The organism is Pseudomonas iranensis, assembly GCF_014268585.2.
Lineage (GTDB): Bacteria > Pseudomonadota > Gammaproteobacteria > Pseudomonadales > Pseudomonadaceae > Aquipseudomonas > Aquipseudomonas iranensis.
In genome coordinates, this window is record NZ_CP077092.1 from 5,432,289 (window position 1) to 5,456,913 (window position 24,625).

Sequence of the window (24,625 nt, forward strand, 5' to 3'; positions counted from 1 at the left end):
GCCGACGATCGACACCAACATCCGCCAAATTCCTCACGCGGCTGGTATGATGCGCGGCTTTTTCCGGCCCACGACAATTTCCCAGGCGCTTGCGACGGTCTGTGCTTTGCTGTTGAGGTCGATACATTCACGGCGCCACGCGCGCCACGGGGAGCAGACATGCTGGAAAGGCTGTTTCAACTCAAGGCACACAACACCAACGTGCGCACCGAAATTCTTGCGGGCGTCACGACTTTCCTGGCCATGGCTTACATTCTGTTCGTCAACCCGAGCATCCTCGGCGAGACCGGCATGGACAAGGGCGCAATTTTCGTCGCCACCTGTCTGGCGGCCGCCATCGGCTCGACCGTGATGGGCCTGATCGCCAACTACCCGATCGCCCTCGCTCCGGGTATGGGCCTGAACGCCTTCTTTACCTACACCGTGGTGCTGCACATGGGCCACACCTGGCAGGTGGCGCTGGGTGCGGTGTTCATTTCCGCCGTGCTGTTTTTCCTGCTGTCGATCTTCCGCATCCGCGAATGGATCATCAACGCCATTCCGCTGCCACTGCGCTCGGCGATTGCCGCCGGTATCGGCCTGTTCCTGGCGCTGATCGCCCTGCACAACGCCGGTATCGTGGTCAGCAACCCGGCGACCATGGTCGGCCTCGGCGATTTGACCAAACCGGCGCCGATTCTGGCCACCGTCGGCTTTGCCGTGATCGTCGCCCTCGAAGCACTGAAAGTGCGCGGCGCAGTGCTGATCGGCATTCTCGCCGTAACCATCGCCTCGATCGTACTGAACGTCACCGAGTTCGGCGGCATCATGTCGATGCCGCCGTCGCTGGCGCCGACCTTCCTGCAACTGGACATCAAAGGCGCACTGGACATCGGTCTGGTCAGCGTGATCTTCGCCTTCCTGTTCGTCGACCTGTTCGACAACTCCGGAACCCTGATCGGCGTCGCCAAGCGCGCCGGCCTGATGGGCAAGGACGGCCACATGCCGAAAATGGGCCGTGCGCTGATCGCCGACAGTACGGCGGCCATGGCCGGTTCACTGCTGGGCACGTCGACCACCACCAGTTACATCGAATCCGCAGCCGGCGTCAGTGCCGGTGGCCGCACGGGCCTGACCGCCATCGTCGTGGCGATCCTGTTCCTGTTGGCGCTGTTCTTCTCGCCCCTGGCGGCCAGCGTTCCGGCCTTCGCCACCGCGCCAGCGCTGCTGTTCGTCGCCGTGCTGATGACTTCGGGCCTGGCGGAAATAGACTGGGACGACATCACCGTGGCGGCGCCGGTTGTGGTCACCGCACTGGCCATGCCGTTCACCTATTCGATCGCCAACGGCATCGCCTTCGGCTTCATCGCCTGGACCGCCATCAAGCTGCTGTCCGGCCGTGCCCGTGAGCTGAACCCGGCACTGGTGATTCTGTCGATTCTGTTTGTGATCAAGCTGGGTTGGTTCAACGCATGACTTTCGATTCTCAAGCCTACGCCGAACAACTCGAAGCCAAGGTCACGCGCTTGCGTGATCTGCTGGCGCCGTTCGATGCACCCGAGCCGTCGGTCTTTGATTCGCCGCTGCAGAACTTCCGCCTGCGCGCCGAATTCCGCCTGTGGCGCGAGGGCGGCGAACGGCATTACGCGATGTTCTCCCAGGACGACAAGCGCACGCCGATCCTCATCGAGGAATTTCCGATTGCCAGCCTGCGCATCAACCAGTTGATGCCGCAGTTGAAGGCCGCGTGGCAAGCCAGTTCGGCGCTGAGCCACAAGCTGTTCCAGGTCGAATTCCTGACCACGCTGGCTGGCGACGCGATGATCACCCTGTGCTATCACCGTCCGCTGGACGAGCATTGGCACGCGGCGGCAACTCAGTTGTCGGCGGATCTGGGCGTGAGCATCATCGGCCGCTCCAAAGGCAAGCGCGAAGTGCTCGGCCAGGACTATGTCGTCGAGAAACTCGAAGTCGGCGGCCGCACCTTCAGCTATCGCCAGCCCGAAGGCGCGTTCACCCAGCCCAACGGCACGGTGAACCAGAAGATGCTCAATTGGGCATACGAAGCCTTGGGCGATCGCAGCGACGATCTGCTCGAGCTGTACTGCGGCAACGGTAACTTCACCCTGCCGCTTGCGACTCGCGTGCGCAAAGTGCTCGCCACCGAGATCAGCAAGACTTCGGTCAACGCGGCCCTGAGCAATCTCAGCGACAACGCTGTGGATAACGTCACGCTGGTGCGTTTGTCCGCCGAGGAGCTGACCGAAGCGCTCAACGAAGTGCGCCCGTTCCGTCGCCTGCACGGCATCGATCTGAAGAGCTACGAATTCGGCAGCGTCTTCGTCGACCCACCGCGCGCCGGCATGGATCCGGACACCTGCGAACTGACCCGGCGCTTCGACAACATCCTCTACATTTCCTGCAACCCGGACACCCTGGCGGCTAACATCGCCCAGTTGCATGACACCCACCGCATTACCAAGTGCGCGATGTTTGACCAGTTCCCGTGGACCCATCACATGGAATCCGGTGTGCTGCTGACCCGGCGTTGATTGCGGGTAGCTGATACGGAAAAGCCGTCGTGATTGACGGCTTTTTTGTGGGTGCTATGGCGCGATATCCGTTTTGCGTGGACGTCCGCCTTTTTTGCCATTGGCTCGCGCTGCCGCAGATTTCGCAGCGCTGCTTTGACGCCCGTTGCGCGAGGCGACGACCGACGCGGCCATCCGCATAAGCGGCGGGCTCGCTGAAATCATTCCGGCAATGGAAATATCCAGATCCTTGCCCTCATGGCACAGCGCAGTGCCGGCGAAGCCGATCGTCAGGCTTGCATAATCGGCCGCTTCAAACCCCGCGAATTCGGGATACAGCTTCACCGGAAGCAACACACCGCTGCCGTCCTCGAAACGAATGACCAAAGAGGATTCTTCGAAGCTCACTGACACGGCCTGCAAACTATTGGCCTGTCGTGCTTCGCCAAGTGTGATGGCGGCATCGAGCATTTCTTCCGTCAGGGGGCGATGCACCGACGGTTTTGCTTTGATGACTTTCATAATTCGATCTCAACTCCTTCCAACTTGCCGATCAAGGACAGCAGCACCTTGTCTTCATCGGGGTCATAGCGCGCCGATCCGATCCTGTAGGTCTCGTCGGTGACTGGTTTCATTACGGGCACTTCGTTTGCCTGGCAGTCCCATATCTGATTATCGAGACAAGCGGTCTTCACGGCCGACCACCAGATCCCTCGTGCTCTACGCAAGTGCGCCGGTTGTCCAAGTGACAGACACAGGCCGTTAAGCACAGTGAGCGGTGGTCGTCGGGACAACGGCACGACATCCCACAGATCAACTTCGTTGTGCCAGAAGCTGAACCGGAAGCGGGCATTCCAGGCACCCGCATCTACATGGGCGTGCGGTGGACAGTGTTCGTCTCTCAACATGATGCGAATCGACATTCCTTTGTAGCTGCATATCTTCATGCTAACCCATCCGTTAGGTTAATGGATTTCCAAATCTCGAATTTCCTTTCGAGTCCGACGACCGGTTAACACAAAGCGATGTGCCGGAGGTCACTGAAGACTAGCGGGCGTGGGGTTGCGGCTCGAGAAATGAGCAGAGAAAAACGTAAGCAAAGCTGTCGTTACGTTTTGAAATTACGCTTGGCATGATCACCCCTGTGCGATCACCGAACGAAAATTACTGCTCTTAAAGTTGTCCGATTGACCGATGTAACCATCTAGTACATTTTATCTCCACAGGCTGAACCCACTCGGCCGATGCCAAAAACAAGAAGTGGAGTTACCCCATGTCCCCTACCGTTCTGGTGCTTAACGGCCCGAACCTGAACCTGCTTGGCACCCGCGAGCCGGCGACTTATGGTCATGAAACGCTGGCGGATATTTCCGCGTTGTGTGGTCGCGCGGCTGACGAGTTCGGCCTGACCGTGGAATTTCGCCAGACCAATCATGAAGGCGAGTTGCTCGACTGGATTCACGCCGCGCGTGGTCGTTGTGCCGGGATCGTGATCAATCCGGCGGCGTGGACGCACACGTCCGTGGCGATTCGCGATGCACTGGTCGCCAGTGAATTGCCGGTGATCGAGGTGCACCTGTCCAATGTCCACGCCCGTGAGCCGTTCCGTCATCATTCATTTGTTTCCGGCATTGCCACGGCGGTGATGTGCGGGTTCGGCAGCCATGGCTATCGCCTGGCGCTGGAGCATTTCAGCCAGCGGTTGCAGAGGTAAGAACCATGTCGCGTTCCAAGGTGATACTCGCCGGGCTGATCGGCGCCGGGATTCAGGCTTCACGTACACCGGCACTGCATGAGCACGAAGGTGATGCGCAGGGCCTGCGCTATCTGTACCAGCTCATCGACCTCGATCAATTGCGCCTCGACAGCACGGCCCTGCCCGACTTGCTGCAAGCGGCGGAGCGGATGAATTACACCGGACTGAACATCACTTTCCCGTGCAAACAGGCGGTCATCCCGCTGCTCGATGAGTTGTCGCCGGAAGCCTTTGGTATCGGCGCGGTGAACACAGTGGTGCTGAAGGACGGCAAGCGTGTCGGCCACAACACCGATTGCCTCGGTTTCGCCGAGGGTTTTCGCCGGGGTCTGACAGACGCTGCCCGTGAACGCGTCGTCCAGATGGGCGCCGGTGGTGCTGGCGCGGCGGTGGCCCACGCGCTGCTCAGCGAAGGCGTACGGCAATTGACGATTTTTGATGTCGACCGCGAGCGTGCCGAGAGCCTGGCAAACAATCTGAATCAACATTTTGGCGCCGGTCGCGCGCAGGCGGGGCGGGATTTGCCCGGGGCGCTGGCGCAGGCCGATGGTCTGGTCAACACCACGCCGATGGGCATGGCCAAGCTGCCGGGTTCACCGGTGCCGGCCGGGTTGCTGCGCACGGAAATGTGGGTCGCGGAGATTGTGTATTTCCCGCTGGAAACCGAACTGCTGCGCGATGCCCGCGCCTTGGGCTGCCGCACCCTGGATGGCGGCAACATGGCGGTGTTTCAGGCGGTGAAGGCGTTTGAATTGTTCAGCGGCGTGGTGCCGGATGCGCAGCGCATGCTCGAGCATTTTCAAAGCATGAATGGCTGAATATCAAAGCGACCCTTGTGGGAGCGAGCCTGCTCGCGAAGGCGTCGATTCAGTCAACGAACAGGGCGACTGACGCACCGCTTTCGCGAGCAGGCTCGCTCCCACAAGGGAGATCGAGTCAGGCCTTCAGGTAGCGCAACACCGATTCGCAGATCATCTCGCGGTGGCGCTGCTTGATGGTTTCGTCCGGCAGGTCGATCTGGAAGATTTCCCCCAGCGTGTGGCGGTTCGACACGCGATAGAAGCAGAACGAACTGATCAGCAGGTGCACGTCCAGCGCATCGATGCCACGCCGGAACAGACCTTCGTCCGCGCCTCGTTGCAGAATCCCGCCCAAGGTATCGAGGATCGTGTTGTTCAGCGCCTTGATCGCATCGGAACGCTTCACGTATTCGGCGTTGTGGATATTTTCGATGCTGACAATGCGCACGAAGTCGACGTTGTGATCGTGGTGATCGAAGGTGAATTCCACCAGTCGGCGGATCGCCAGCTCGGGCGGCAGCTCATCCAGATGCAGGCGGTTTTCCGTGCTGCGGATATCGCCGTATAGCTTCTCCAGCACCTCGACGTACAACTGCTCCTTGCTGCCGAAGTAGTAATAGATCATGCGCTTGGAGGTGTGGATGCGCTCGGCGATCGCGTCGACGCGGGCGCCGGACAATCCCTGCTGGACGAACTCGACGATCGCCTCCTGCAAAATGTTCTCGCGGGTCTTTTCCGGGTTGTTCTTGCGACTCTTGCGCGGCACTGCCTCGGACTCGACAGCAGCGGCGGAAAGTTCTGAATTCATGGTCATCGCGGGCTCACGGCCATCACTGCACAAGCTGGCGATTATGGGCCGCGCGGGACAGTGAAGGAAGCCGCGCAGCCGGTGTTTAATCCCGCGTTTACGAATTCCCTACAACTTCGCCTGACGCACCGCACCGCTGCGGGATTTGGCCATCGCCGCCAGCCGCACCGCAACGTTGGCCGCGCCGTAGCCGGCATAGCCATTCTTGCGCTGAATGATCTCGAAGAAGAACCGCCCCTCGAACGGCTCGGTGTAGACATGAAACAACTCGCCGCCCTGGGCGTCACGGTCGTAGAGCACGTTGTAATAGGCCAGCTCGCTGAGAAACTCATCGTCGAAATCGAAACGCGCCGCAAGGTCGTCGTAGTAATTCAGCGGGATGTCCAGCAGCGGCACGCCGGCCTCTTTGGCGCGACTGACCTGGGCGAAGATGTCGTCACAATCGAAGGCGATGTGGTGCACACCGGAGCCGCGATAACTCGACAGCGCATGCGAAATGGCAGTGTTGCGGTTCTCGGAAATGTTCAGTGGCAGCCGGATCGAGCTGTCGCGGCTGCGCAGTGCGCGGCTCTTCACCAGACCGTACGGATCGGGCAAGACCACCTCATCGTCGGCTTCGAAATCCAGCAGGCTTTTGTAAAACAGCACCCAACTGTCGAGGCTGTCCGCCGGCAGCGCCATGGCCATGTGATCGATACGCTTGAGGCCGCCGCCGGTCTGCGCGTCCGGCAACAGATTGAAATCGGTGCCGTACACGTCGGCGTCCGCATCGACCAGATAAATCAGGCTGCCGTCCGGTGCGCGCACCGCCGCCAGTTCCAGTTCATTCGGCCCGACCAGGCCGCGATAGGGCTGCCCCTTGTAAGCGACGGCGCGGGCGAGCGCACTGGCGCTGTCCTTGACCCGCACGGCCGTGGCGCACAGCGACGGGCCGTGAGCTTCGAAAAAGCTGTGGGCGAACGAATACGGCTCGGAGTTGAGGATCAGGTTGATATCGCCCTGACGCAGCAGGCTGACGCTCTTGGAGCGATGCTGCCCGGCCTTGGCAAAACCGAGGCGTTGCAGCCAGTGACTGAGCTTCGCGCCCAACGCTTCGTCGACGGCAAACTCGAGAAATTCAACCCCGTTGTATTCGCTGGCCGGCGGCGTTTCGAAAAGAATGTCACGGTTGGCCACCGGCGGCGCTTCCTGCTCGAGACGCTGACGGGTCTTCTCTTCCAGATACAGCAGCGAGCGCAATCCGTCGGCGGCGTTAGCTCGCGGGGGCGCGGCGCGGAAGCCGTCGTTGAAGATTTCCAGTGACAACGGCCCGGTATAGCCACTCTTGATGATCGGTGCGAGGAAACCCGGCAGATCGAATTCGCCCTGCCCCGGGAAACAGCGGAAATGCCGGCTCCACTCCAGCACGTCCATGGCCAGGATCGGCGCGTCGGCCATTTGCACGAAGAAGATCTTCTCGCCAGGAATGTCGGCGATCGCGCTGGGATCGCCCTTCAGCGACAGGGTGTGAAAGCTGTCGAGCAGCACGCCGAGGTTGGGGTGATCAGCCTGACGAACGATGTCCCAGACCTGTTGATAAGTATTGACGTGACGGCCCCACGCCAGCGCTTCGTAACCGATGCGCAAGCCACGGGCGCCGGCGCGTTCGGCCAGCAGGCGCAAATCATCGACGAGGATTTGCTGATCGCCGACACTGTCCGGCGACGCGTTGCTGCAGACCAGCACCAGGTCGGTGCCAAGTTCCTGCATCAGATCGAACTTGCGCTCGGCACGCTCGAGGTTGCGCGCCAGGCGATCGCGGCGGCAGCCCTCGAAGTCACGGAACGGCTGAAACAGGGTGATGGCGATCCCCAGATCGGCGCACATCTGTTTAATTTCCCGTGGGCTGCCGTCGTAGTACAGGAGGTCGTTTTCGAAAATTTCCACGCCGTCGAACCCGGCGGCGGCAATGGCTTCGAGTTTTTCCGGCAGGGTGCCGCTCAAGGAAACGGTGGCAATGGAACGCTGCATGTTTCAACTCCCGGACTGCGCCGCTTTATCTTTACTGTAGGAGCTGCCGAAGGCTGCGATCGTTTGATCTTGATTACCAAAACAGCAAAATCAAAAGATCGCAGCCTTCAGCAGCTCCTACCGGGGAATGGGTTTTTATAGTGAGGGAAATTATTGGCTGCATCCCTGCGCGCAGCAATTTAAAGTGTACTACCCGGTTAGTTTTGCGTGCGATTATCGAACACTAAGGCGATTTGGCGAATTGACGATTTTTTGTTCACTGCCCAACATCGGTTGCACATCGAGTCCGGCCACTAACCACCGGGCAAGGTGTTCGACAGAAAAGAACACCAAATAACAAATCCAAAAACGGGTGGAACACATGATTCCTTCACAGACTTCCCGCATGGCTCCGGCCATGAGCACTGCCACGGGTGGCATTGGCGACAAGATCCGCGGCGCCATGGCTGTCGGCAAGACCCGCTGGGGCATGCTGGCGCTGGTGTTTTTCGCCACCACCCTCAACTACATCGACCGCGCCGCCCTCGGCGTCATGCAGCCGATCCTCGCCAAGGAAATGAGCTGGACGGCGATGGACTACGCCAACATCAACTTCTGGTTTCAGGTCGGCTACGCGATCGGGTTTGTCCTGCAGGGACGCCTGATCGACCGGGTCGGCGTCAAGCGCGTGTTCTTCTGCGCCGTGCTGCTCTGGAGCCTGGCCACCGGCGCCCATGGCCTGGCGACCTCGGCAGTCGGCTTCATGGTCTGCCGCTTCATCCTCGGCCTGACGGAAGCGGCCAACTACCCGGCCTGTGTGAAGACCACGCGCCTGTGGTTCCCGGCCGGTGAACGTGCAGTCGCTACCGGCATTTTCAACGCCGGCACCAACGTCGGCGCGATGTTCACGCCGATGCTGCTGCCACTGGTCCTGCATGTGTGGGGCTGGCAAGCGGCGTTCCTGTGCATGGCGGCACTCGGCGGCATCTGGTTGTTGTTCTGGGGCTTGAAGTACTTCAATCCGGAAGATCACCCGACGGTGAAACAGTCGGAGCTCGATTACATCCAGCAGCAAGTCGAACCCGAACAGGCCCGCGTGCCATTCAGCAAGATCCTGCGCATGCGCGGCACCTGGGCCTTCGCCCTCGCCTACTCGCTGACCGCGCCGGTGTTCTGGTTCTATCTGTACTGGCTGCCGCCGTTTCTCAATCAGCAATACAACCTCGGCATCAACGTGACGCAGATGGGTATTCCACTGATCATCATTTATGTCACGGCTGACTTCGGCAGTGTCGGCGGCGGGATTCTGTCCTCGTTCCTGATCGGTCGCGGCATGAACCCGATCAAGGCGCGGCTGCTGTCGATGTTGCTGTTTGCCTGCTGCATCATCGGCGTGGTTATGGCTGCCGGCTCGGCGAACCTGTGGGTGGCGGTGGCGGCGATCTCGCTGGCGATCGGCGCGCATCAGGCCTGGACGGCGAACATCTGGAGCCTGGTGATGGACTACACGCCCAAGCACATGATGAGCACGGTGTTCGGCTTCGGCGGCATGTGCGCGGCGATCGGCGGGATGTTCATGACCCAGATCGTCGGCCACATCCTCACCGTCACCAACAACAACTACACGGTACTGTTCACGCTGATTCCGGCGATGTACTTCCTCGCGCTGACGTGGATGTACTTCATGGCACCGCGCAAGATTCCGACCGTTACCGAATAACCTGCCTGCATACATCCCGTTGTGGGAGCGAGCCTGCTCGCGAAGGCGTCACGTCAGCCACTGAATATGGCGACTGACACAACGCTTTCGCGAGCAGGCTCGCTCCCACAAGTTGTACCGGGGTCCTTTCTTCAGCGCCGGCTCTGCTGCCACGCTGCCGCCAATCCGCTGCAACAGATCACCGCAATACCGATCACCGTCAACCCGCTCGGGGTGTGATTGAACAGCAGCCAGCCCAACAACCCGGCAAAGACGATCTGGCAATAGCCGAACGGCGCCAGCAATGCCGGCGCGGCGTGACGGAAGGCCTGGGTCAGGAACAGATGCGCCGTCATCCCGCAACTGCCCAGCGCGAGCATCAGCGCGGCGTGAGTCCACGTCGGCACCTGCCAGAAGAACGGCACCAGCGCGCTCATCACCAGGGTATTGCACAGCCCGGCAAAGAAGTTGCTGGTGGTCGGGCTGTCCACTTCGGCGAGCTTGCGCGTCAGCAGCTGGTAGAAGCAGAAGAACAGCGCCGAGCAGAACGGCAGCAGGATCGCCGGGGTGAACAGCTCGCCGCCCGGGTGGACGATGATCAGCACGCCGATGAAGCCGCAGATCACCGCGATCCACTGCCCACGCGTCACGCGTTCCTTGAGCAACGGCACCGATAACGCCGTCACCAATACCGGCGCGAGAAAGTTGACCGCCGTGGCTTCGGCCAGCGGGATGTACAGCAGCGCCGTGGTGAAAAACAGGCTGGTGCCGAGCAGGCACAGGGCACGGGCGAGCTGCCATAACGGTTTCTTGGTGCGCAGCACGCGCAAACCGGACTGCGGCAGGAAAATCCCCGCCATCAACAAGGTGTGCACCACATAGCGCGCCCACACCACCATCACGATCGGATAAAAACCGGAGAGGTATTTCGACAGCGCGTCGTGACTGGAAAACAGGAACGTCGCCACGACAATCAGCAGAATCCCCTTGAAGGGCTGGTTGACACCGGAGAGCGGGGTGCTGACGGTCATTGGCAATCTCTGAAAAAAATCCGGGCGAGCGTTCGCGCTGGCGGCAATCGTTGTGGCAATCATAGTCGGCTGAGCTTTCAGCAACCGCACAGGTTGCACTCTTCTTCGCCGGGAAACCGCCGCCAGGCAAAACCTTGAGGCAAGATTCCCGCCACTTCGGCGCCCGGCCAGTGTGCAACATCACAGACTGCCGTCGAAACAGCGGGTTCATGAATTCGACGGAAGAAATTCCACTCGGGATTGAATTCACGGCCCGCTCGACCGTCAATACCAGGCCCGCACCATGTGGGCGCGTGTGCATGGACGGACGACCGGACTGGCGCCACACTCACACAGCGGCAACACTCATCACCAGCAGATTCATCACCGGCAATAAAAGAGGATTCCCATATGCTATGGAAAAAAGGCCGACGCAGTGACAACGTCGTCGACGCCCGGGGTGATGATGCCGGCGGTGGCGGCGGCATGCGCTTCGGCGGCGGCAAGGGCCTGAGCCTGACGGCCATCGTGCTGATTGTCGGCATCGGCTGGCTCACCGGCCAGGACCCGATGCAGATTCTCGGCCAGTTGACCGGGCAGATGGAGCAGCCGGCGCCCACCTCGCAAACCCGCCAGGCGCCACCGGCCAATGATGAACAGGCTGAATTCGTCCGCTCGATCCTCGGCGACACCGAAGACACCTGGGGTCCGATCTTCCAGCAGGCCGGACGCCAATACAAAGACCCGACACTGGTGCTGTTCAGCAATCGGGTGAACTCCGCGTGCGGCATGGCCACTTCTGCCACCGGCCCGTTCTACTGCCCGGCCGACCAGAAGGTCTATCTGGACATGGCCTTCTTTCAGGAAATGTCGCAGCGCTTCAAAGCCGCCGGCGATTTCGCTCAGGCTTACGTGATTGCGCACGAAGTCGGCCACCATGTGCAGACGCTGCTGGGCGTCTCGGCGAAGATGCAGGCGGCGCGTCAGCAAGGCCGGCAGATGGAGGGCGACGGCGGCTTGCTGGTTCGCCAGGAATTGCAGGCCGACTGTCTCGCCGGTGTCTGGGCGTATAACGCGCAGAAACGCTTGAACTGGCTGGAACCCGGCGACATCGAAGAAGCCTTGAACGCCGCCAACGCCATCGGCGATGATCGCTTGCAGCAACAGGGTCAGGGCCGCGTGGTGCCGGACTCGTTTACCCACGGTACGTCAGCGCAAAGGGTGCGCTGGTTCAAAACCGGATTCGCGCAAGGCCAGGTAAGCCAGTGCGACACCTTCGCGGCGAAAACCCTGTAAATGCATAAGTGGCTTGTGGCGTTACTGTTGATCGCCGGCACCGCGCAAGCGGCCGGCGTCGATGCGATCAGCCCCGGTCGCCTGCAACTCAAGGCCGGGGAAATGGCAGTGGGCATCGGCCCGGCACCGGAAAAGATCGAGCGGGTGCTGATCGTCATTCACGGTCGCCTGCGCAACGCCGAGACCTACCGCAAAAGCGCGGAAAGCGCCGCCGAACTCGCCGGGCAGACCGCGCACACGCTGGTGATCGCTCCGCAGTTTCTCAATGAAAGCGACGTCACCCTGTATTCCTTGCCGCCGACAGTGCTGCGCTGGCAGGGCAACGAGTGGATGGGCGGCGGCTTGTCCACCGGGCCGAATCCGCTGAGCTCCTACGCGGCGCTGGATGAAATCGTCGCGCGGGTCAGCGATCGCAAACAGTTTCCGGACGTGAAGCAGATCGTGATCTTCGGCCACTCTGGCGGGGGTCAGGTGGTGCAGCGTTACGCCCTGCTGGCCAAGGATCAGCCGGCGCTCAAGGCCAACGGCATTCGCTTGCGCTATGTGGTGGCCAATCCTTCTTCTTATGCGTACTTCAACGAGCAGCGGCCAGTGGCGTTCGATCACGCGCAATGTCCTGGCTTCAATCGCTGGAAGTACGGCCTGGCGGACATGCCGGTGTATGCCGGCGGGCAAACGCCGTTGCAGGTCGAGAGCGCTTACGTCAAACGCGAGGTGATTTATCTGCTCGGCCAGCAGGATGTCGACCCGGAACATCCGGCGCTGGACAAGAGCTGCGCGGCCGAGGCGCAAGGGGCTTACCGCTTGATGCGCGGGAAGCTGTATTTCGGTTATTTGCTGCGCCGGCATCCCGAGGGGGTCAATCAACGGCTGATTGAAGTGCCGGGGGTCGGGCATGACGGGGATGGCATGCTGACTTCCGCGGAGGGGCAGAAGGCGTTGTTTGATCAGTGAGTTTTCTGATGAATCCGCCGGCCCCTTCGCGAGCAGGCTCGCTCCCACATTTGGAATAAATGCCACAGTTGGAATGCATTCCCCTGTGGGAGCGAGCCTGCTCGCGAAGGCGTCCGGTCAGACAACAACCATCTCAGCCCTGCAGCATCCGCCGCAACTCAACACAATCCTTCGCATGCCAATCCGTCAACTCCGGCCACGGGTTATCCGGCAGATTCACCAACACCGTCCGCGCCCCCGCTGCTCGGCCGCAATCCAGATCAAAGCGGTAATCACCAACCATCACCATGTCACTGGCCGGCACTTGCCAGGCTTCGGCCAGTTTCAGCAAACCGCCGGGATGCGGCTTCGGCGGTGCTTCGTCGCGACCCAGCACATCCTCGACCGCAAAGCAGTCGGCCAGGCCGATCGCCTCCAGCGTGACATGTGCCAGCTCACGCGCATTGCGCGTGAGAATGCCGAGGCGATAACCGCGCGCATGCAGGTCGCGCACCAGCTCAACCGCGCCGGTGGCCGGGGTCGAGCCCAGCGCCAGATCGCGTTCGTGCTCGAGCAACCAGGCATGCTTGGCCGCCGCTTCATCCGCTGGCAATGCAGCGAGATGGGTGAGGATGTCGTCCTCGGGCGGAATCGCCAGCGCCACACGAATCGCCGCGAAATCATGCACGGCGACAGTCAGCGTGCCGTCCATATCGAACACCCAATGACGAACCTCGGTCAGGCTCATGCCCAGTCCTTGCGATGGCGGATCAGGCCTTCCTGAGTCACCGAAGCGACCAGTTGCCCGGCGCGGTTGAACACGCTGCCACGGGAAAAACCACGGGAGTTGCCGGCCCACGGACTGTCCATCGCGTAGAGCAACCAGTCATCGGCGCGCAGGTCGTTGTGGAACCACAGCGCGTGATCGAGGCTGGCGACCTGCATGTCTTTCTGCCAGACCGACTTGCCGTGGGGCAGCATCGACGTGGTCAGCAGGCCGAAATCCGAGGCGTACGCCAGCAGGTATTTGTGCAGCGCAGGAATGTCGGCCAGGGCACCGTCGGCGCGGAACCACACATATTTGATCGGATCGGCCGGTTGCGGGTTGTACGGATCCTTTTCGGTGACCGGGCGTACTTCGATCGGTTTCGGGCACAGCAGTTTTTCACGCATGTGCTCGGGAATCAGGTGCGCACGCTGCTGGATCAGTTCCAGCTCCGAGGGCAGGTTTTCCGGGCCGACCACCGCCGGCATCTGGCCCTGATGCTCGAAGCCTTTTTCGTCGTACTGGAACGAAGCGCTGCACGTGAAGATCGGGTGGCCCTTCTGGATCGCCGTGACACGGCGGGTGCTGAAACTGCCGCCATCACGCACGCGATCAACCGAATAGACCACCGGCAACTTGGCATCGCCCGGGCGCAGGAAATAACCGTGCAGCGAGTGCACATGGCGCGCCTCTTCCACCGTCTGACTGGCCGCCGACAGCGACTGGCCGAGCACCTGACCGCCGAACAACTGGCGGAACCCCAGATCCTGACTACGACCACGGAACAGGTTTTCTTCGATCGGTTCCAGGGTCAGCAGATCGACCAGATCTTCCAGCACTTGGCTCATTCAGACTCTCCTCACACAAAGCAATGGCCGCGCAGTCTTGGCTGCGGCGGACGATTCAGGTTCTGGCACGGGCCAAATACGATGGCGGCCATTGTAAACGTCCGTGTCGGCTTATTCATGCAAGGTTTGCAGCCATTGTTCGCGGCTGATGCGATACAGAACATGACGGCGCAACGGGTGATCGAGCGCAAGCCTGGGGTGATCGAAATCATCCTGCGGATCGTGATGCATGCCGATCGCCTGCATGACCTTCTCCGACTGCGCATTTTGCCCGGCGGTAAACGAGACGATTTCCTCCAGTTTCAACTGGTCGAAACCCGCACGCAGTGCGGTCCACGCCGCTTCGCTGGCGTAACCCAGGCCCCAGTGTTCCTTGGCCAGCCGCCAGCCGATCTCCACCGCCGGGGTAAACGGCGCATCGAAGCCGACCACGCCCAACCCGGTGAAACCGATGAACTCGCCCGTGTCCTTGCGCTCCAGCGCCCACAGGCCAAAGCCATGCTCGGCAAAATGCCCGCGCACGCGGCCGATCAATGCGGCGCTTTCGAGCCGGGTCAACGGCGCCGGAAAGTAGCGCATCACCTGCGGATCGGCGCACATCGCGGCGAATGCCGGCAAATCCTCGTCCTGCCATTGACGCATCAACAAGCGCGCGCTTTGCAGCTCCAGTATCGGCTCCATCGTCCCCTCCATTTCCATGCCGTTGAGTCTACATCGCTGTTAGGATCGTTCATTCTTTCCCTGGTTCTGCGCGAAACAAGCCATGCCCTTGCCGTTGATCTATCACGAAGACTACAGCCCCGAGTTTCCTGCGGATCACCGCTTCCCCATGGACAAGTTTCGGCTGCTGCGCGATCACCTGGTCGACAGCGGCCTGACCCGCGACGCCGACCTGCTGCGCCCGCAGATCTGCCCCAACGACATCCTCGCCCTCGCCCATGACCGCAGCTATATCGAACGCTACATGAGCGGCGAGTTGTCCCGCGAAGACCAACGGCGCCTCGGCCTGCCGTGGAACGAAGCGCTGGCGCGACGCACGGTGCGCGCGGTGGGCGGCTCGATCCTGGCGGCGGAGCAAGCCCTTGAGCATGGCCTGGCCTGTCATCTGGCCGGCGGCACCCATCACGCTCACTACGATTACCCCGCCGGCTTCTGCATCTTCAATGACCTGGCAATCATCAGCCAGTACCTGTTGCAGAGCGGTCGGGTCAATCGCGTGCTGATCTTCGATTGCGACGTGCATCAGGGCGACGGCACCGCGCGGATTCTGCATGACACGCCGGAGGCGATTACCGTTTCCCTGCACTGCGAGAAGAATTTTCCCGCGCGCAAAGCCGAAAGTGACTGGGACATTCCACTGCCCAAAGGCATGGGCGATGCCGACTATCTGCAGGTCGTCGATGACACGCTCAATTACCTGCTGCCGCTGTATCAACCGGATCTGGTGCTCTACGACGCTGGCGTCGATGTGCACAAGGACGATGCCCTCGGTTATCTGCAACTGACCGACGCCGGGGTGGCCGAGCGCGATGAGCGGGTCATGCGCCATTGCCTGGGCCGCGACATCCCGGTGGTCGGGGTGATCGGCGGCGGCTACAGCAAGGACCGCCACGCCCTCGCCCGCCGCCACGGCATCCTCCATCACAGCGCGCAACGAGTGTGGGATTCACACGGCTGTCATTGAAACGTGCGGCGTTACCCACAATCGCTGTGGAACTGCCTGTGGATAACCTGAGCGAAAGGGACTGCAGGCCATGCTGCCCAAGGCGCCCAGCGCACTGTTTATTTTTTAACCAGCCTCGAAATACACCGCAGCCCCGGTGGGAGCGAGCCTGCTCGCGAAAGCTTTAGCACCCACAACATCTAATTGACTGACAGACCGCGTTCGCGAGCAGGCTCGCTCCCACATGGTGTCTCCCACAGGGTTCAGCGCTGTTAGAATGCGCGCCTTGTCCCGCCATACCGCAGCGCACGCCCATGACCCAGAATTCCGCCTCCGCCAATACCCACGTCGCCATCATCGGCGGTGGCCCCGCCGGCCTGATGGCCGCCGAAGTGCTGAGTCAGGCCGGAATCCGCGTCGACGTGTACGACGGCATGCCCTCGGTCGGGCGCAAGTTTCTGCTGGCCGGGGTCGGCGGCATGAACATTACCCACTCCGAAGCGTACCCGGCGTTTCTCTCCCGCTACGCTGAACGCGCACCGCAGATCGCCCCGCTGCTACGCGGATTCGATGCTGATGCCTTGTGCCAGTGGATTCACGAACTGGGCATCGAAACCTTCATCGGCAGCTCCGGCCGCGTGTTCCCCACCGACATGAAAGCCGCCCCGCTGTTACGCGCCTGGCTCAAGCGCCTGCGCGACAGCGGCGTAGTTATCCACACCCGCCATCGCTGGCTCGGCTGGGACGCAAGCGGTGCACTGCGCATCGCCAGTCCGCAAGGCGAAATCAGCGTAAACCCCGACGCCACCCTGCTCGCCCTCGGCGGCGGCAGTTGGTCGCGCCTGGGCTCGGATGGCGCGTGGATGTTGCCGCTGGAGCAGCGCGGCGTGGATCTGGCGCCGTTGCAGCCAAGCAATTGCGGCTTCGAAGTGCAAGCCTGGAGCGAGCTGATGGTGAGCAAATTCGCCGGCGCGCCGCTGAAAAACATCGCCATCGGTTTGAACGACGACATCCCGCGCTTGGGCGAATGCGTGATCACCGCCACCGGCATTGAAGGCAGCCTGATCTATGCGCTGTCGGCGCCGATACGCGAGGAAATCAATCGCTACGGCGCAGCGGTTATCCACATCGACATGCTGCCCGGCCGGCCTGTGGATAAATTGCAGGCGGCGCTGAGCAAACCACGCGGCTCGCGCTCAATGGCCAAGCATCTGCACAGTCAGGTGGGGATTGATGGCGTGAAAGCGGCGTTGTTGCGCGAGCTGACCGATGCCGAAACATTCGCCGATCCGGCGCTCCTGGCGCGAGCGATCAAGGCATTGCCGCTGACTCTGGTGAAAACCCGTCCGCTGGACGAGGCGATCAGCAGCGCTGGTGGAGTGCGGTTCGAAGCGATGGATGAGCGCTTGATGCTCAAGGCGCTGCCGGGGGTGTTTTGTGCGGGCGAGATGCTTGATTGGGAAGCGCCGACGGGAGGGTATTTGCTGACTGGGTGTTTTGCCAGTGGGCGGGCGGCTGGGTTGGGGATGTTGAGCTGGTTAGGGCGCGGGAACTGAGTCGCCCTCGCCCCCTCACCCCAGCCCTCTCCCCTAGGAGAGGGAGCCGACCGAGGTGTCTGACGTCATGCACGACCTGAACGATCGTGTCGATTAGGCATTCACAACTGATATATCACGTCGACGTAACTCTCAAGCATTCCCCAATCAGTCCCCTCTCCCTCCGGGCGGTCCGACGTTTCGGGAGGGTTAGGGTGAGGGGCTTTTGATCTTTGATCTCAAGGCTTGCGCTTGCGCGGTCCAGTATTGAACACCGGCACTTTGCGCACTGGCTTGATCGATGGCTCCGGCGCCGAGGCCTCGCCGCTGTCGACCCACTTGCCCAGATTGCGTTTACCACCGCCACCGCCCGACGCTTTCGGCTTCTTCGGTTTTTTCGGCTTCTTGATCACCTGACCGCTGGCGTCGGTGTCCGGCACGCGGTGCTCGGGTTCGAAATCCGGTTCGTTCTGGCGCTTCAGGTTCTGCCGCGTCAGCATTTCGATCGCCGAGAGCATGTTCACTTCATCGGCACACACCAGCGAAATCGCCTCACCGGTGGCACCCGCGCGGCCAGTGCGGCCGATGCGGTGAATGTAATCCTCGGCGACGATCGGCAGATCGAAGTTGACCACCAGCGGCAGATCTTCGATGTCCAAACCACGGGCGGCAACGTCGGTCGCGACCAGAATCTGCACTTCGCTGAGCTTGAACCGGTCCAGCGCGCGCTGGCGCGTAGCCTGCGGTTTGTCGCCATGGATGCCGTCAGCATTCACACCGAGGCCCTGAAGTTTTTCCACCAGCGCATCGACGCCATTGCGGGTTTTGGCGAACACCAGCACCTGCTTCCATTTGTTCTTGCGCATCAGGTGCACGAACAGTTCAGCCTTGCGCTTCTTGTCCACGGTGACGATCCACTGCTTGACCGTGTTGGCAGCGACGTTGCGCGGGCTGACTTCGACGCTCAAAGGATCATTGAGCATCTGCCCGGCAAGCAGGCGGATGTCATCGGAGAAGGTCGCGGAAAACAGCAGGGTCTGGCGCTTTTTCGGCAGCATGCGGTAAATGTTCGCCAGTTCTTCCGAGAAGCCCAGGTCGAGCATACGATCGGCTTCATCCAGCACCAGCGTTTGCAGCTGATTGAGTTTCAGCGCGTTCTGGCGAAACAGGTCGATCAAGCGACCGGGTGTGGCGACCAGCACATCGACGCCGCCGCGCAGCTTCATCATCTGCGGGTTGATGCTGACACCGCCGTACACCGCATAAGTGCGCAGCGGCAGGTTTTCCGCGTATTGGCGCACGGCTTCGTGGACCTGCTCGGCCAGCTCGCGGGTCGGCACCAGAATCAGCGCACGCGCCGAGTTGGCGGTGACTTTCGGCCCTTCCATGGCCAGCAACTGCAACAGCGGCAAGGCGAAACCGGCAGTTTTACCGGTGCCGGTCTGGGCCGCTGCCATCAGGTCGCGACCGGCCAGCACCGCCGGAATGGCTTGCGCCTGCACCGGCGTTGGGGTCTGGTAGCCGAGCGTCTCAAGGGAGCGCAGCAAGGGGTCGATCAGGCCAAGGGAGGCGAAAGTCATGGGAGTACCGTAGGAAAAAATGACGCGGGGATGCAATGCCGCGCAGTTTACCCTAATTCGTACGCGCTTCCGTCGGAACGGCTTTCGCCTCTTCCACGGGTGGCTGCGCCGGCCGGCGCCACTGCGGCAGGCTGATCAGCAGCACGGCGCTGATGATCACCAGCATCGCCAGCGCTTCTTCGATGCCGATGGTCTCGCCGACAAACACCACGCCGAGCAACACCGCCACCGCCGGGTTGACGTAGGCATAACTGGTCGCTGCCGCCGGGCGCACGTGTTTGAGCAGATACATGTAGGAATTGAAGGCGATGATCGAGCCAAAGAAAATCAGATAGGCCAGCGCCAGCCAGCCTTCGAGCGGCGGCATGGCTTGCAGGTGCTCGCCACTCAGCGCACTGCCGATCAGCAAGACCACGCCGCCAACCAGCATTTCCACCGCGCTGGCCATCGCCCCCGCCGGCAATGGAAGGTATTTGCTCCACACCGAGCCGAACGCCCAGCTCGCCGCCGCGAAGATCAGCAACATCGCACCGAGCGGGCTCGATTGCAGGTTGGAACCCATATTGAGCATGGCGATGCCAATAATCCCCAGCGCCACACCCGCCCACTCCAGCCGCGTATTACGCGCGCCCCAGAAGTAGCCGAACAACAAGGTGAACAGCGGCACCGTCGCCACCGCCAGCGCAGCGACACCTGACGCCACGCCGGTGTGCTCCGCCACGCTCACAGCGCCATTACCAAAACTGAGCAGCAGAATGCCGACCAGCCCGGCCGCTTTCCACTGCGCCCAGGTCGGCGCCGGAGCCCCCCGCCAGCGCAGCCAGGCGTACATCAAGCTGCCGGCAATGACGAAGCGCACCCCGGCCAGCAACAGCGGCGGCCAGTATTCGATACCGATGCGGATCACCAGATAGGTCGACCCCCAAATCACGTACAACGCAAAAAACGCAGCGATCAACGGCAGGGAAAAACGGCGCAAGGCAGGCATGGGCAGCTCGACAGTCAGATTTCTGTGGACCGGTCATTCTAGAAAGGCCGCCGCGCAAAAATAAGTTACAAAACCTGTTTTTCGCGCCGGTACACTTTTGCATGAAAGCAGCTGAGACCGACAAGGTCCTTGTGGGAGCGAGCTTGCTCGCGAAGGCGGTGTATCAGCAGACATCCATCTTGGATCGTTCCCACGCTCCGCGTGGGAATGCCTCAAAGGACGCTCTGCGATCGGCTTTGAAAGGGACGCGGAGCGTCCCGGGCTTCATCCCCACGCAGAGCGTGGGAACGATCAGTCGGAGTACCTGGAATCAGCGATAACGCTGCAAATGCTCGCCCACTTTGGCGGCGGGGACTTTCTGCAATTTGCACAACAGGTCGTGATTCAACTCGCGCACCCCGTGCTTGCCCCGCAACTCTTGCGCCAGATGCGCCATCAGATTGGCCGCCATCTCGGCATCGGCCATGGCCCGGTGAGCCTGGCCGGTATGCGGTAGCTGCGCGAACGTGGTGAGCGTGCCGAGCTTGTGATTCGGCGCCGCCGGCATCAGGCGCCGCGCCAGCAGCAGTGAACAGGCGAAATTCTGCAGGCGTGTGCGCTTGATCCGCCCCAGTTCGAAATCCCAGAATTTCTGGTCGAACGAGGCGTTGTGTGCGAGCAATGGCGTGCAGCCGACGAATTCGTTGACCTCTTCCATCACCCGCTCAGCCGGCGGCGCGGTGCGCAGCATGGCGTTGCTGATGCCGGTCAGTTGTTCGATGAACGCGGGGACGCGCACGCCGGCGTTCATCAGGCTCTGGTAACGCTCGACGATGCGGCCGTTTTCCAGCATGACCACGGCGATTTCCGTGGCGCGGCAGCTGCTGTTCGGCGACAGGCCGGTGGTTTCAAAGTCGATGACTGCAATGCGTTCCAAACCGGGGTGTACTCCGTTCAAATCTGTTGTTCAGCTCAGCTCTTGAGCAGCAGCGCGCCTTCGATCGGCACGTAGCGGCTGGCGGCGCGGATCAGCGAGTTGGCGGTCAGGCCGGGGACGCCGTAGGCCACCGCTTGCACGCCGTGCTTGTTGATGATGCGTTCGAGCAGCATGTCGAAATCGCCGTCACCGGAGGCCAGCACCACTTCGTCGACATGGTCGGCGGCGTCCATGATGTCCAGGGTAATGCCCACGTCCCAGTCGCCCTTGGCCGAGCCGTCGCTGCGCTGGATGTAGGGCTTGAGCTTCACGGTGAAACCAAGGTTGCGCAGGATCTGCTGAAACTGCTGCTGCTTGCTGTCGCCACGGTCGATCGCATAGGCATAGGCCTCGACGATCTGCCCGTTCTTGCTGATGTCGGCCCACAGTGCGGCGTAGTTGAAGTGGCAACCATAGGCCTGACGCACGGTGTAGTAGAGGTTCTGCACATCGGCGAACACTGCGATTTTTTTCACCGGAGTTCCTGTGAGCGCGCAAGCGCACGAAGCGGGGTCAGGCGATCAGGCCTGAAAAAGGCGCTCAGTATGCCAGCCCGAAGGAGGGTTCCGCGAATAATCGGCCACAGGCGCAAAGGTGCTGCTGACGAGTGGTGAGTGTGGCGAGGGGATTTATCCCCTCGCCACAGTGTACATGTCAGCCTTCAGAGGCTATGTCAGCCTTCAAAGGCGATGTCAGTCTTCAAAGGCTATGTCAGACAAAGGAGTCGTCGTCATCGAAAAACGACGAATTGTCGCTGCTGTAATCGGCGTCGCTGAAACCGCCCCGGTCATTGCCAGAGAAGCCGTTGTCCGCCACGCGCTGATCATCGCCCCAGCCGTTGTTGCTTTGATCGGCGACCTGCGCCGGTTCTTCCTTGATGACCTCGACGATTTCTTCCGGTTGCTGATTGTGGTGGAACAGGCTGCTGATGCCCTGCGCCAGCATCACACCGCCGGCCACGCCTGCGGCGGTTTTCAGCGCGCCGCCGAGAAAGCTGTTGCCCGCCGCCGGGGCTGCCTGCTGCGCATAGTTGGGCGGCGCGGCGCCGAAGTTCTGTTGCGGTGCCGGAGTCTGGTAGCTCTGCTGCGGTGCCGGTTCACGCCAGCCGCCGGAGGACGACGGTGCGGCGCTCTGGCTCGGCGCCGGACGTGAATTGCCGCCGCCAAAGATACTCGACAGGAAGCCACCGCCACCGCTGGATGCCGGTGCGCCGCTCTGGGCCTTGGCCGATTGCAGTTCGGCCTGCAGACGCTGGACTTGCTGAGTCAGTTGCTTGTTCTGCTCATCGAGGCTTTTCAGCGCGGCCTCTTGCACCAGAATCGCCTGGGTCATGAAATAGCCTGCCGCCGGTTGGCGCGTCAGGTGTTCCTTGATCCGCGCCTCGGCCTGGGCGTCGCGCGGGGCTGCCTCCGTTTCGGCCTGTTGCAGCCGGGAAAACAGTCCATCGATCAGGGTTTGCTCTTCGCTGTTCATGGCGACCTCGTAGATTGCCGGTAATAACGTGCCCGCGCCCACTCTGAGCGTGGTGCTCTCCTGTAATGGAGACAGTGACAAAACGTTTCAATGACCTTTACCGAATGTTTACGTTTGTGTCGGCCCGCGTTGCATCGGTTAAAGTGAGCCACTGTTTTCGACCTGCGATACCGACTGATGAATGCCCTCGAAGTACTGCGCGACTCTTTGTATTTTTTCAAACGCCATCTGGGCAGCATCGTGCAGTTGTGCCTGCCGCTGGTGATTGTCGAAGCCTTCTTGCAGCAGGCGGTCGATCACGCCACCGGGCCGGACACCTTCGCCGGCGTCAGCATCATCGTCGGCCTGCTGGTGTATCCGCTGTACACCGCCGCGCTGATCCTGTTTCTCGATGCGCGCAGCCGTGGCGAGTCGCCGCGCAACCGTGACCTGCTGGCGATGGCCGCCACCCTGTGGCCGCGCTTCGCGGTGCTCACCGCGCTCAATACCTTGCTGATTCTGCTCGGCCTGTCGCTGTACTTCCTGCCCGGCCTGATGCTGATGGTCATGCTCGCCTTCGCCGAATACCTGCTGGTGCTGCGCGGCCTCGGGCCGTTGCAGGCGATGAAGGAAAGCCTGCGTCTGACGCGCGGGCACTTCTGGCGCATCCTGCTGTGCATTCTCTGCGTGATGACCCCGTTGTGGCTGCTCAAGGGCGCGACGCTGGCGGTGTACCCCGAACCGCAGAATCCGCTGATTGCCGGGCTGATCGACAGCGCCCACAGCTTCCTGCAACTGTTCACCAGCGTGGTGCTGTTCCGCCTGTTCATGCTGATCAGCGAATTGCCTGACAAACGTAACGGCGCAGTCTGACCGCGCCGTGCTTGGGCTTCGTCGCTGCCGTCAGGTATGCTCGGGGCCACTTTCTGTAACGCTATAAGCCGAGCCATGACCCGTCTGCTGCGCTACACCCTGCTCCTCGTCATCCTCGCCGTCGTCCTGTTCGGTGTGCTGCTGTTCAGCCTGACCTGGCGCCCCGATGCCCGCGAAACCCTGCCGGTCAGTTGCGGCATCACCGCGCCGACACTGGTGCCCGGGCAAGCACTGAAAGTCATGACCTGGAACGTGCAGTTCCTCGCCGGCAAGCGCTACGTGTTCTGGAATGATCTGGCCGAAGGCGACGATGAAGCGCCGACCGCCGAAGACATGGCGTTCAGCCTCGACGAAGTAGCGCGGGTGATCCGTGACGAACAACCCGATGTGGTGCTGTTGCAGGAGCTCGACGACGGCGCCAAGGCCAGCGATTACCAGAACCAGCTCAAACTGTTGCAGGAACGCGTCGCCGATCTGTATCCATGCAGCACCAGCGCCTTCGACTGGAAAGCCGATTTCGTCCCTGAGCCCCACATCTACGGCAGCGTCGGCCGCCAGTTGGCCACGCTGAGCCGCTATCGCATCGAACACGCCGAACGCCTGCAACTGCCCGTCGCCCCGAGCAACTTCATCAGCCGCCAGTTCCAGCCCAAAGACGCTTTGCTCGCAGTCAAACTGCCGCTCAGCGATGGCGGACAACTGACCGTGTTCAACACCCACTTGCAGCGCGCCAGCCAGGCGGACGGCAACGTGCCGGCGCAAGTGGCTGCCGTGGCCAAAGTCCTCGACAGGTATGAAAGCCAAGGCCTGCCGTGGCTGATCGGTGGCGATTTCAATCTGCTGCCGCTGGGCCAGTATCGACGCCTGCCGGTCGAGCGGCGCACGCCCTACTCTGCCGACAGCGAACTGCATCTGCTGTGGGACAAGTACCCGATGATCCCGACCAACAACGAGGCCGGCGGTATCGATCGAGCCAAATGGCTTACCCATTACCCCAACGACCCCGGCCTCAACGGCCCGGATCGCACGGTGGATTATCTGTTCTACAGCCCGAAGCTCAAACGCCTGCAAGCGCAGGTGCGGCAGGACGATACCCTGCGCATCTCCGACCACTTGCCGGTGATTGCGCGCTTCTTGCTACCCGCTGCGCCGTAAGCATTTTGC

The 24,625-nt window shown here is 61.5% G+C and carries 24 protein-coding genes; 11 read left to right on the top strand and 13 right to left on the bottom strand.

Going from position 1 to position 24,625, the window contains the following annotated elements; all coding sequences use genetic code 11:
* The first annotated feature begins 159 nt into the window (after positions 1–159).
* Positions 160–1,455, top strand: a complete 1,296-nt coding sequence (locus HU724_RS24475) for an NCS2 family permease (protein ID WP_016773083.1) — start codon at positions 160–162, stop codon at positions 1,453–1,455.
* Entirely contained in the window at positions 1,452–2,531 is a 1,080-nt protein-coding gene (gene trmA, locus HU724_RS24480) for a tRNA (uridine(54)-C5)-methyltransferase TrmA (RefSeq protein WP_186568870.1), read from the top strand. The genes HU724_RS24475 and trmA overlap by 4 nt, the downstream gene beginning before the upstream one ends.
* A gap of 54 nt (positions 2,532–2,585) precedes the next feature.
* Here the strand turns inward: trmA and HU724_RS24485 are convergent, their stop codons facing one another.
* The gene (locus HU724_RS24485) at positions 2,586–3,032 is read right to left on the bottom strand and encodes a DUF2442 domain-containing protein (protein ID WP_136494059.1); all 447 of its coding nucleotides are present in this window, start codon (positions 3,030–3,032) and stop codon (positions 2,586–2,588) included.
* Positions 3,029–3,457, bottom strand: a complete 429-nt coding sequence (locus HU724_RS24490; RefSeq protein ID WP_136494060.1) for a DUF4160 domain-containing protein — start codon at positions 3,455–3,457, stop codon at positions 3,029–3,031. Before HU724_RS24490 ends, HU724_RS24485 begins: the two co-directional genes overlap by 4 nt.
* Before the next feature lie 326 nt (positions 3,458–3,783).
* On the opposite strand from HU724_RS24490, the gene aroQ reads away from it, so the two are divergent.
* Positions 3,784–4,224, top strand: a complete 441-nt coding sequence (gene aroQ / locus HU724_RS24495; protein ID WP_016773081.1) for a type II 3-dehydroquinate dehydratase — start codon at positions 3,784–3,786, stop codon at positions 4,222–4,224.
* A 5-nt stretch (positions 4,225–4,229) separates the two neighbouring features.
* Entirely contained in the window at positions 4,230–5,084 is an 855-nt protein-coding gene (locus tag HU724_RS24500; RefSeq protein ID WP_186568869.1) for a shikimate dehydrogenase, read from the top strand.
* Between the two features lie 118 nt (positions 5,085–5,202).
* Here the strand turns inward: HU724_RS24500 and HU724_RS24505 are convergent, their stop codons facing one another.
* Both HU724_RS24505 and quiC read right to left on the bottom strand, forming a co-directional pair.
* A complete protein-coding gene (locus HU724_RS24505) occupies positions 5,203–5,880 on the bottom strand; it encodes a TetR/AcrR family transcriptional regulator (protein WP_024014415.1) in 678 nt (225 codons plus the stop codon).
* A gap of 102 nt (positions 5,881–5,982) precedes the next feature.
* The gene (quiC, locus tag HU724_RS24510) at positions 5,983–7,884 is read right to left on the bottom strand and encodes a 3-dehydroshikimate dehydratase QuiC (RefSeq protein ID WP_186568868.1); all 1,902 of its coding nucleotides are present in this window, start codon (positions 7,882–7,884) and stop codon (positions 5,983–5,985) included.
* Positions 7,885–8,245: 361 nt separating this feature from the next.
* Here quiC and HU724_RS24515 point away from each other — a divergent pair, with 361 nt between their 5' ends.
* Positions 8,246–9,583, top strand: coding sequence for an MFS transporter (locus HU724_RS24515; RefSeq protein WP_186568867.1), 1,338 nt, complete (start codon positions 8,246–8,248; stop codon positions 9,581–9,583).
* Positions 9,584–9,714: 131 nt separating this feature from the next.
* On the opposite strand, the gene HU724_RS24520 is transcribed toward HU724_RS24515, so the two are convergent.
* Positions 9,715–10,593, bottom strand: coding sequence for a DMT family transporter (locus HU724_RS24520; protein ID WP_016773077.1), 879 nt, complete (start codon positions 10,591–10,593; stop codon positions 9,715–9,717).
* A 390-nt stretch (positions 10,594–10,983) separates the two neighbouring features.
* On the opposite strand from HU724_RS24520, the gene ypfJ reads away from it, so the two are divergent.
* Positions 10,984–11,868 (top strand): KPN_02809 family neutral zinc metallopeptidase, encoded by an 885-nt coding sequence (gene ypfJ, locus HU724_RS24525; protein WP_016773076.1) that lies wholly within the window; start codon positions 10,984–10,986, stop codon positions 11,866–11,868.
* On the top strand, positions 11,869–12,822 hold the full coding sequence (locus tag HU724_RS24530; protein ID WP_186568866.1) for an alpha/beta fold hydrolase: 954 nt from the start codon (positions 11,869–11,871) through the stop codon (positions 12,820–12,822).
* Positions 12,823–12,955: 133 nt separating this feature from the next.
* Here HU724_RS24530 and HU724_RS24535 read toward each other — a convergent pair whose 3' ends face one another.
* The 3 genes from HU724_RS24535 to HU724_RS24545 all read right to left on the bottom strand — a co-directional run bounded on the left by HU724_RS24535 (position 12,956) and on the right by HU724_RS24545 (position 15,096).
* Entirely contained in the window at positions 12,956–13,549 is a 594-nt protein-coding gene (locus tag HU724_RS24535) for an HAD family hydrolase (protein WP_122747545.1), read from the bottom strand.
* Positions 13,546–14,415 (bottom strand): acyl-CoA thioesterase II, encoded by an 870-nt coding sequence (tesB, locus tag HU724_RS24540; protein ID WP_016773073.1) that lies wholly within the window; start codon positions 14,413–14,415, stop codon positions 13,546–13,548. Before tesB ends, HU724_RS24535 begins: the two co-directional genes overlap by 4 nt.
* Positions 14,416–14,526: 111 nt before the next feature.
* Positions 14,527–15,096, bottom strand: a complete 570-nt coding sequence (locus HU724_RS24545; protein WP_110603105.1) for a GNAT family N-acetyltransferase — start codon at positions 15,094–15,096, stop codon at positions 14,527–14,529.
* Between the two features lie 82 nt (positions 15,097–15,178).
* On the opposite strand from HU724_RS24545, the gene HU724_RS24550 reads away from it, so the two are divergent.
* Together HU724_RS24550 and HU724_RS24555 are read left to right on the top strand one after the other, a co-directional pair.
* Positions 15,179–16,099 (top strand): histone deacetylase family protein, encoded by a 921-nt coding sequence (locus HU724_RS24550; protein ID WP_024014421.1) that lies wholly within the window; start codon positions 15,179–15,181, stop codon positions 16,097–16,099.
* 293 nt (positions 16,100–16,392) lie between these two features.
* A complete protein-coding gene (locus HU724_RS24555; RefSeq protein WP_186568865.1) occupies positions 16,393–17,634 on the top strand; it encodes a TIGR03862 family flavoprotein in 1,242 nt (413 codons plus the stop codon).
* A gap of 218 nt (positions 17,635–17,852) precedes the next feature.
* Here the strand turns inward: HU724_RS24555 and rhlE1 are convergent, their stop codons facing one another.
* The 5 genes from rhlE1 to HU724_RS24580 all read right to left on the bottom strand — a co-directional run bounded on the left by rhlE1 (position 17,853) and on the right by HU724_RS24580 (position 22,609).
* The gene (gene rhlE1, locus HU724_RS24560) at positions 17,853–19,193 is read right to left on the bottom strand and encodes an RNA helicase RhlE1 (protein WP_186568864.1); all 1,341 of its coding nucleotides are present in this window, start codon (positions 19,191–19,193) and stop codon (positions 17,853–17,855) included.
* A 52-nt stretch (positions 19,194–19,245) separates the two neighbouring features.
* Entirely contained in the window at positions 19,246–20,181 is a 936-nt protein-coding gene (gene yedA, locus HU724_RS24565; RefSeq protein WP_186568863.1) for a drug/metabolite exporter YedA, read from the bottom strand.
* A 310-nt stretch (positions 20,182–20,491) separates the two neighbouring features.
* Positions 20,492–21,097: a 3'-5' exonuclease gene (locus tag HU724_RS24570; protein WP_024014425.1), complete on the bottom strand. Its 606-nt coding sequence runs from the start codon at positions 21,095–21,097 to the stop codon at positions 20,492–20,494.
* Between the two features lie 35 nt (positions 21,098–21,132).
* Positions 21,133–21,612, bottom strand: a complete 480-nt coding sequence (locus tag HU724_RS24575; protein WP_056790604.1) for a LabA-like NYN domain-containing protein — start codon at positions 21,610–21,612, stop codon at positions 21,133–21,135.
* A 235-nt stretch (positions 21,613–21,847) separates the two neighbouring features.
* Positions 21,848–22,609: a DUF2076 domain-containing protein gene (locus HU724_RS24580; RefSeq protein ID WP_186568862.1), complete on the bottom strand. Its 762-nt coding sequence runs from the start codon at positions 22,607–22,609 to the stop codon at positions 21,848–21,850.
* A gap of 177 nt (positions 22,610–22,786) precedes the next feature.
* Here HU724_RS24580 and HU724_RS24585 point away from each other — a divergent pair, with 177 nt between their 5' ends.
* Both HU724_RS24585 and HU724_RS24590 read left to right on the top strand, forming a co-directional pair.
* Positions 22,787–23,461: a YciC family protein gene (locus HU724_RS24585; RefSeq protein WP_016773061.1), complete on the top strand. Its 675-nt coding sequence runs from the start codon at positions 22,787–22,789 to the stop codon at positions 23,459–23,461.
* Positions 23,462–23,536: 75 nt separating this feature from the next.
* Entirely contained in the window at positions 23,537–24,616 is a 1,080-nt protein-coding gene (locus HU724_RS24590) for an endonuclease/exonuclease/phosphatase family protein (protein ID WP_186568861.1), read from the top strand.
* Positions 24,617–24,625 lie beyond the last annotated feature (9 nt).

Coding starts and splice junctions, on each gene's coding strand:
- HU724_RS24475 (WP_016773083.1), top strand. CDS start 160: ATGCTGGAAAGGCTGTTTCAACTCAAGGCACACAACACCAACGTGCGC.
- trmA (WP_186568870.1), top strand. CDS start 1,452: ATGACTTTCGATTCTCAAGCCTACGCCGAACAACTCGAAGCCAAGGTC.
- HU724_RS24485 (WP_136494059.1), bottom strand. CDS start 3,032: ATGAAAGTCATCAAAGCAAAACCGTCGGTGCATCGCCCCCTGACGGAA.
- HU724_RS24490 (WP_136494060.1), bottom strand. CDS start 3,457: ATGAAGATATGCAGCTACAAAGGAATGTCGATTCGCATCATGTTGAGA.
- aroQ (WP_016773081.1), top strand. CDS start 3,784: ATGTCCCCTACCGTTCTGGTGCTTAACGGCCCGAACCTGAACCTGCTT.
- HU724_RS24500 (WP_186568869.1), top strand. CDS start 4,230: ATGTCGCGTTCCAAGGTGATACTCGCCGGGCTGATCGGCGCCGGGATT.
- HU724_RS24505 (WP_024014415.1), bottom strand. CDS start 5,880: ATGACCATGAATTCAGAACTTTCCGCCGCTGCTGTCGAGTCCGAGGCA.
- quiC (WP_186568868.1), bottom strand. CDS start 7,884: ATGCAGCGTTCCATTGCCACCGTTTCCTTGAGCGGCACCCTGCCGGAA.
- HU724_RS24515 (WP_186568867.1), top strand. CDS start 8,246: ATGATTCCTTCACAGACTTCCCGCATGGCTCCGGCCATGAGCACTGCC.
- HU724_RS24520 (WP_016773077.1), bottom strand. CDS start 10,593: ATGACCGTCAGCACCCCGCTCTCCGGTGTCAACCAGCCCTTCAAGGGG.
- ypfJ (WP_016773076.1), top strand. CDS start 10,984: ATGCTATGGAAAAAAGGCCGACGCAGTGACAACGTCGTCGACGCCCGG.
- HU724_RS24530 (WP_186568866.1), top strand. CDS start 11,869: ATGCATAAGTGGCTTGTGGCGTTACTGTTGATCGCCGGCACCGCGCAA.
- HU724_RS24535 (WP_122747545.1), bottom strand. CDS start 13,549: ATGAGCCTGACCGAGGTTCGTCATTGGGTGTTCGATATGGACGGCACG.
- tesB (WP_016773073.1), bottom strand. CDS start 14,415: ATGAGCCAAGTGCTGGAAGATCTGGTCGATCTGCTGACCCTGGAACCG.
- HU724_RS24545 (WP_110603105.1), bottom strand. CDS start 15,096: ATGGAGCCGATACTGGAGCTGCAAAGCGCGCGCTTGTTGATGCGTCAA.
- HU724_RS24550 (WP_024014421.1), top strand. CDS start 15,179: ATGCCCTTGCCGTTGATCTATCACGAAGACTACAGCCCCGAGTTTCCT.
- HU724_RS24555 (WP_186568865.1), top strand. CDS start 16,393: ATGACCCAGAATTCCGCCTCCGCCAATACCCACGTCGCCATCATCGGC.
- rhlE1 (WP_186568864.1), bottom strand. CDS start 19,193: ATGACTTTCGCCTCCCTTGGCCTGATCGACCCCTTGCTGCGCTCCCTT.
- yedA (WP_186568863.1), bottom strand. CDS start 20,181: ATGCCTGCCTTGCGCCGTTTTTCCCTGCCGTTGATCGCTGCGTTTTTT.
- HU724_RS24580 (WP_186568862.1), bottom strand. CDS start 22,609: ATGAACAGCGAAGAGCAAACCCTGATCGATGGACTGTTTTCCCGGCTG.
- HU724_RS24585 (WP_016773061.1), top strand. CDS start 22,787: ATGAATGCCCTCGAAGTACTGCGCGACTCTTTGTATTTTTTCAAACGC.
- HU724_RS24590 (WP_186568861.1), top strand. CDS start 23,537: ATGACCCGTCTGCTGCGCTACACCCTGCTCCTCGTCATCCTCGCCGTC.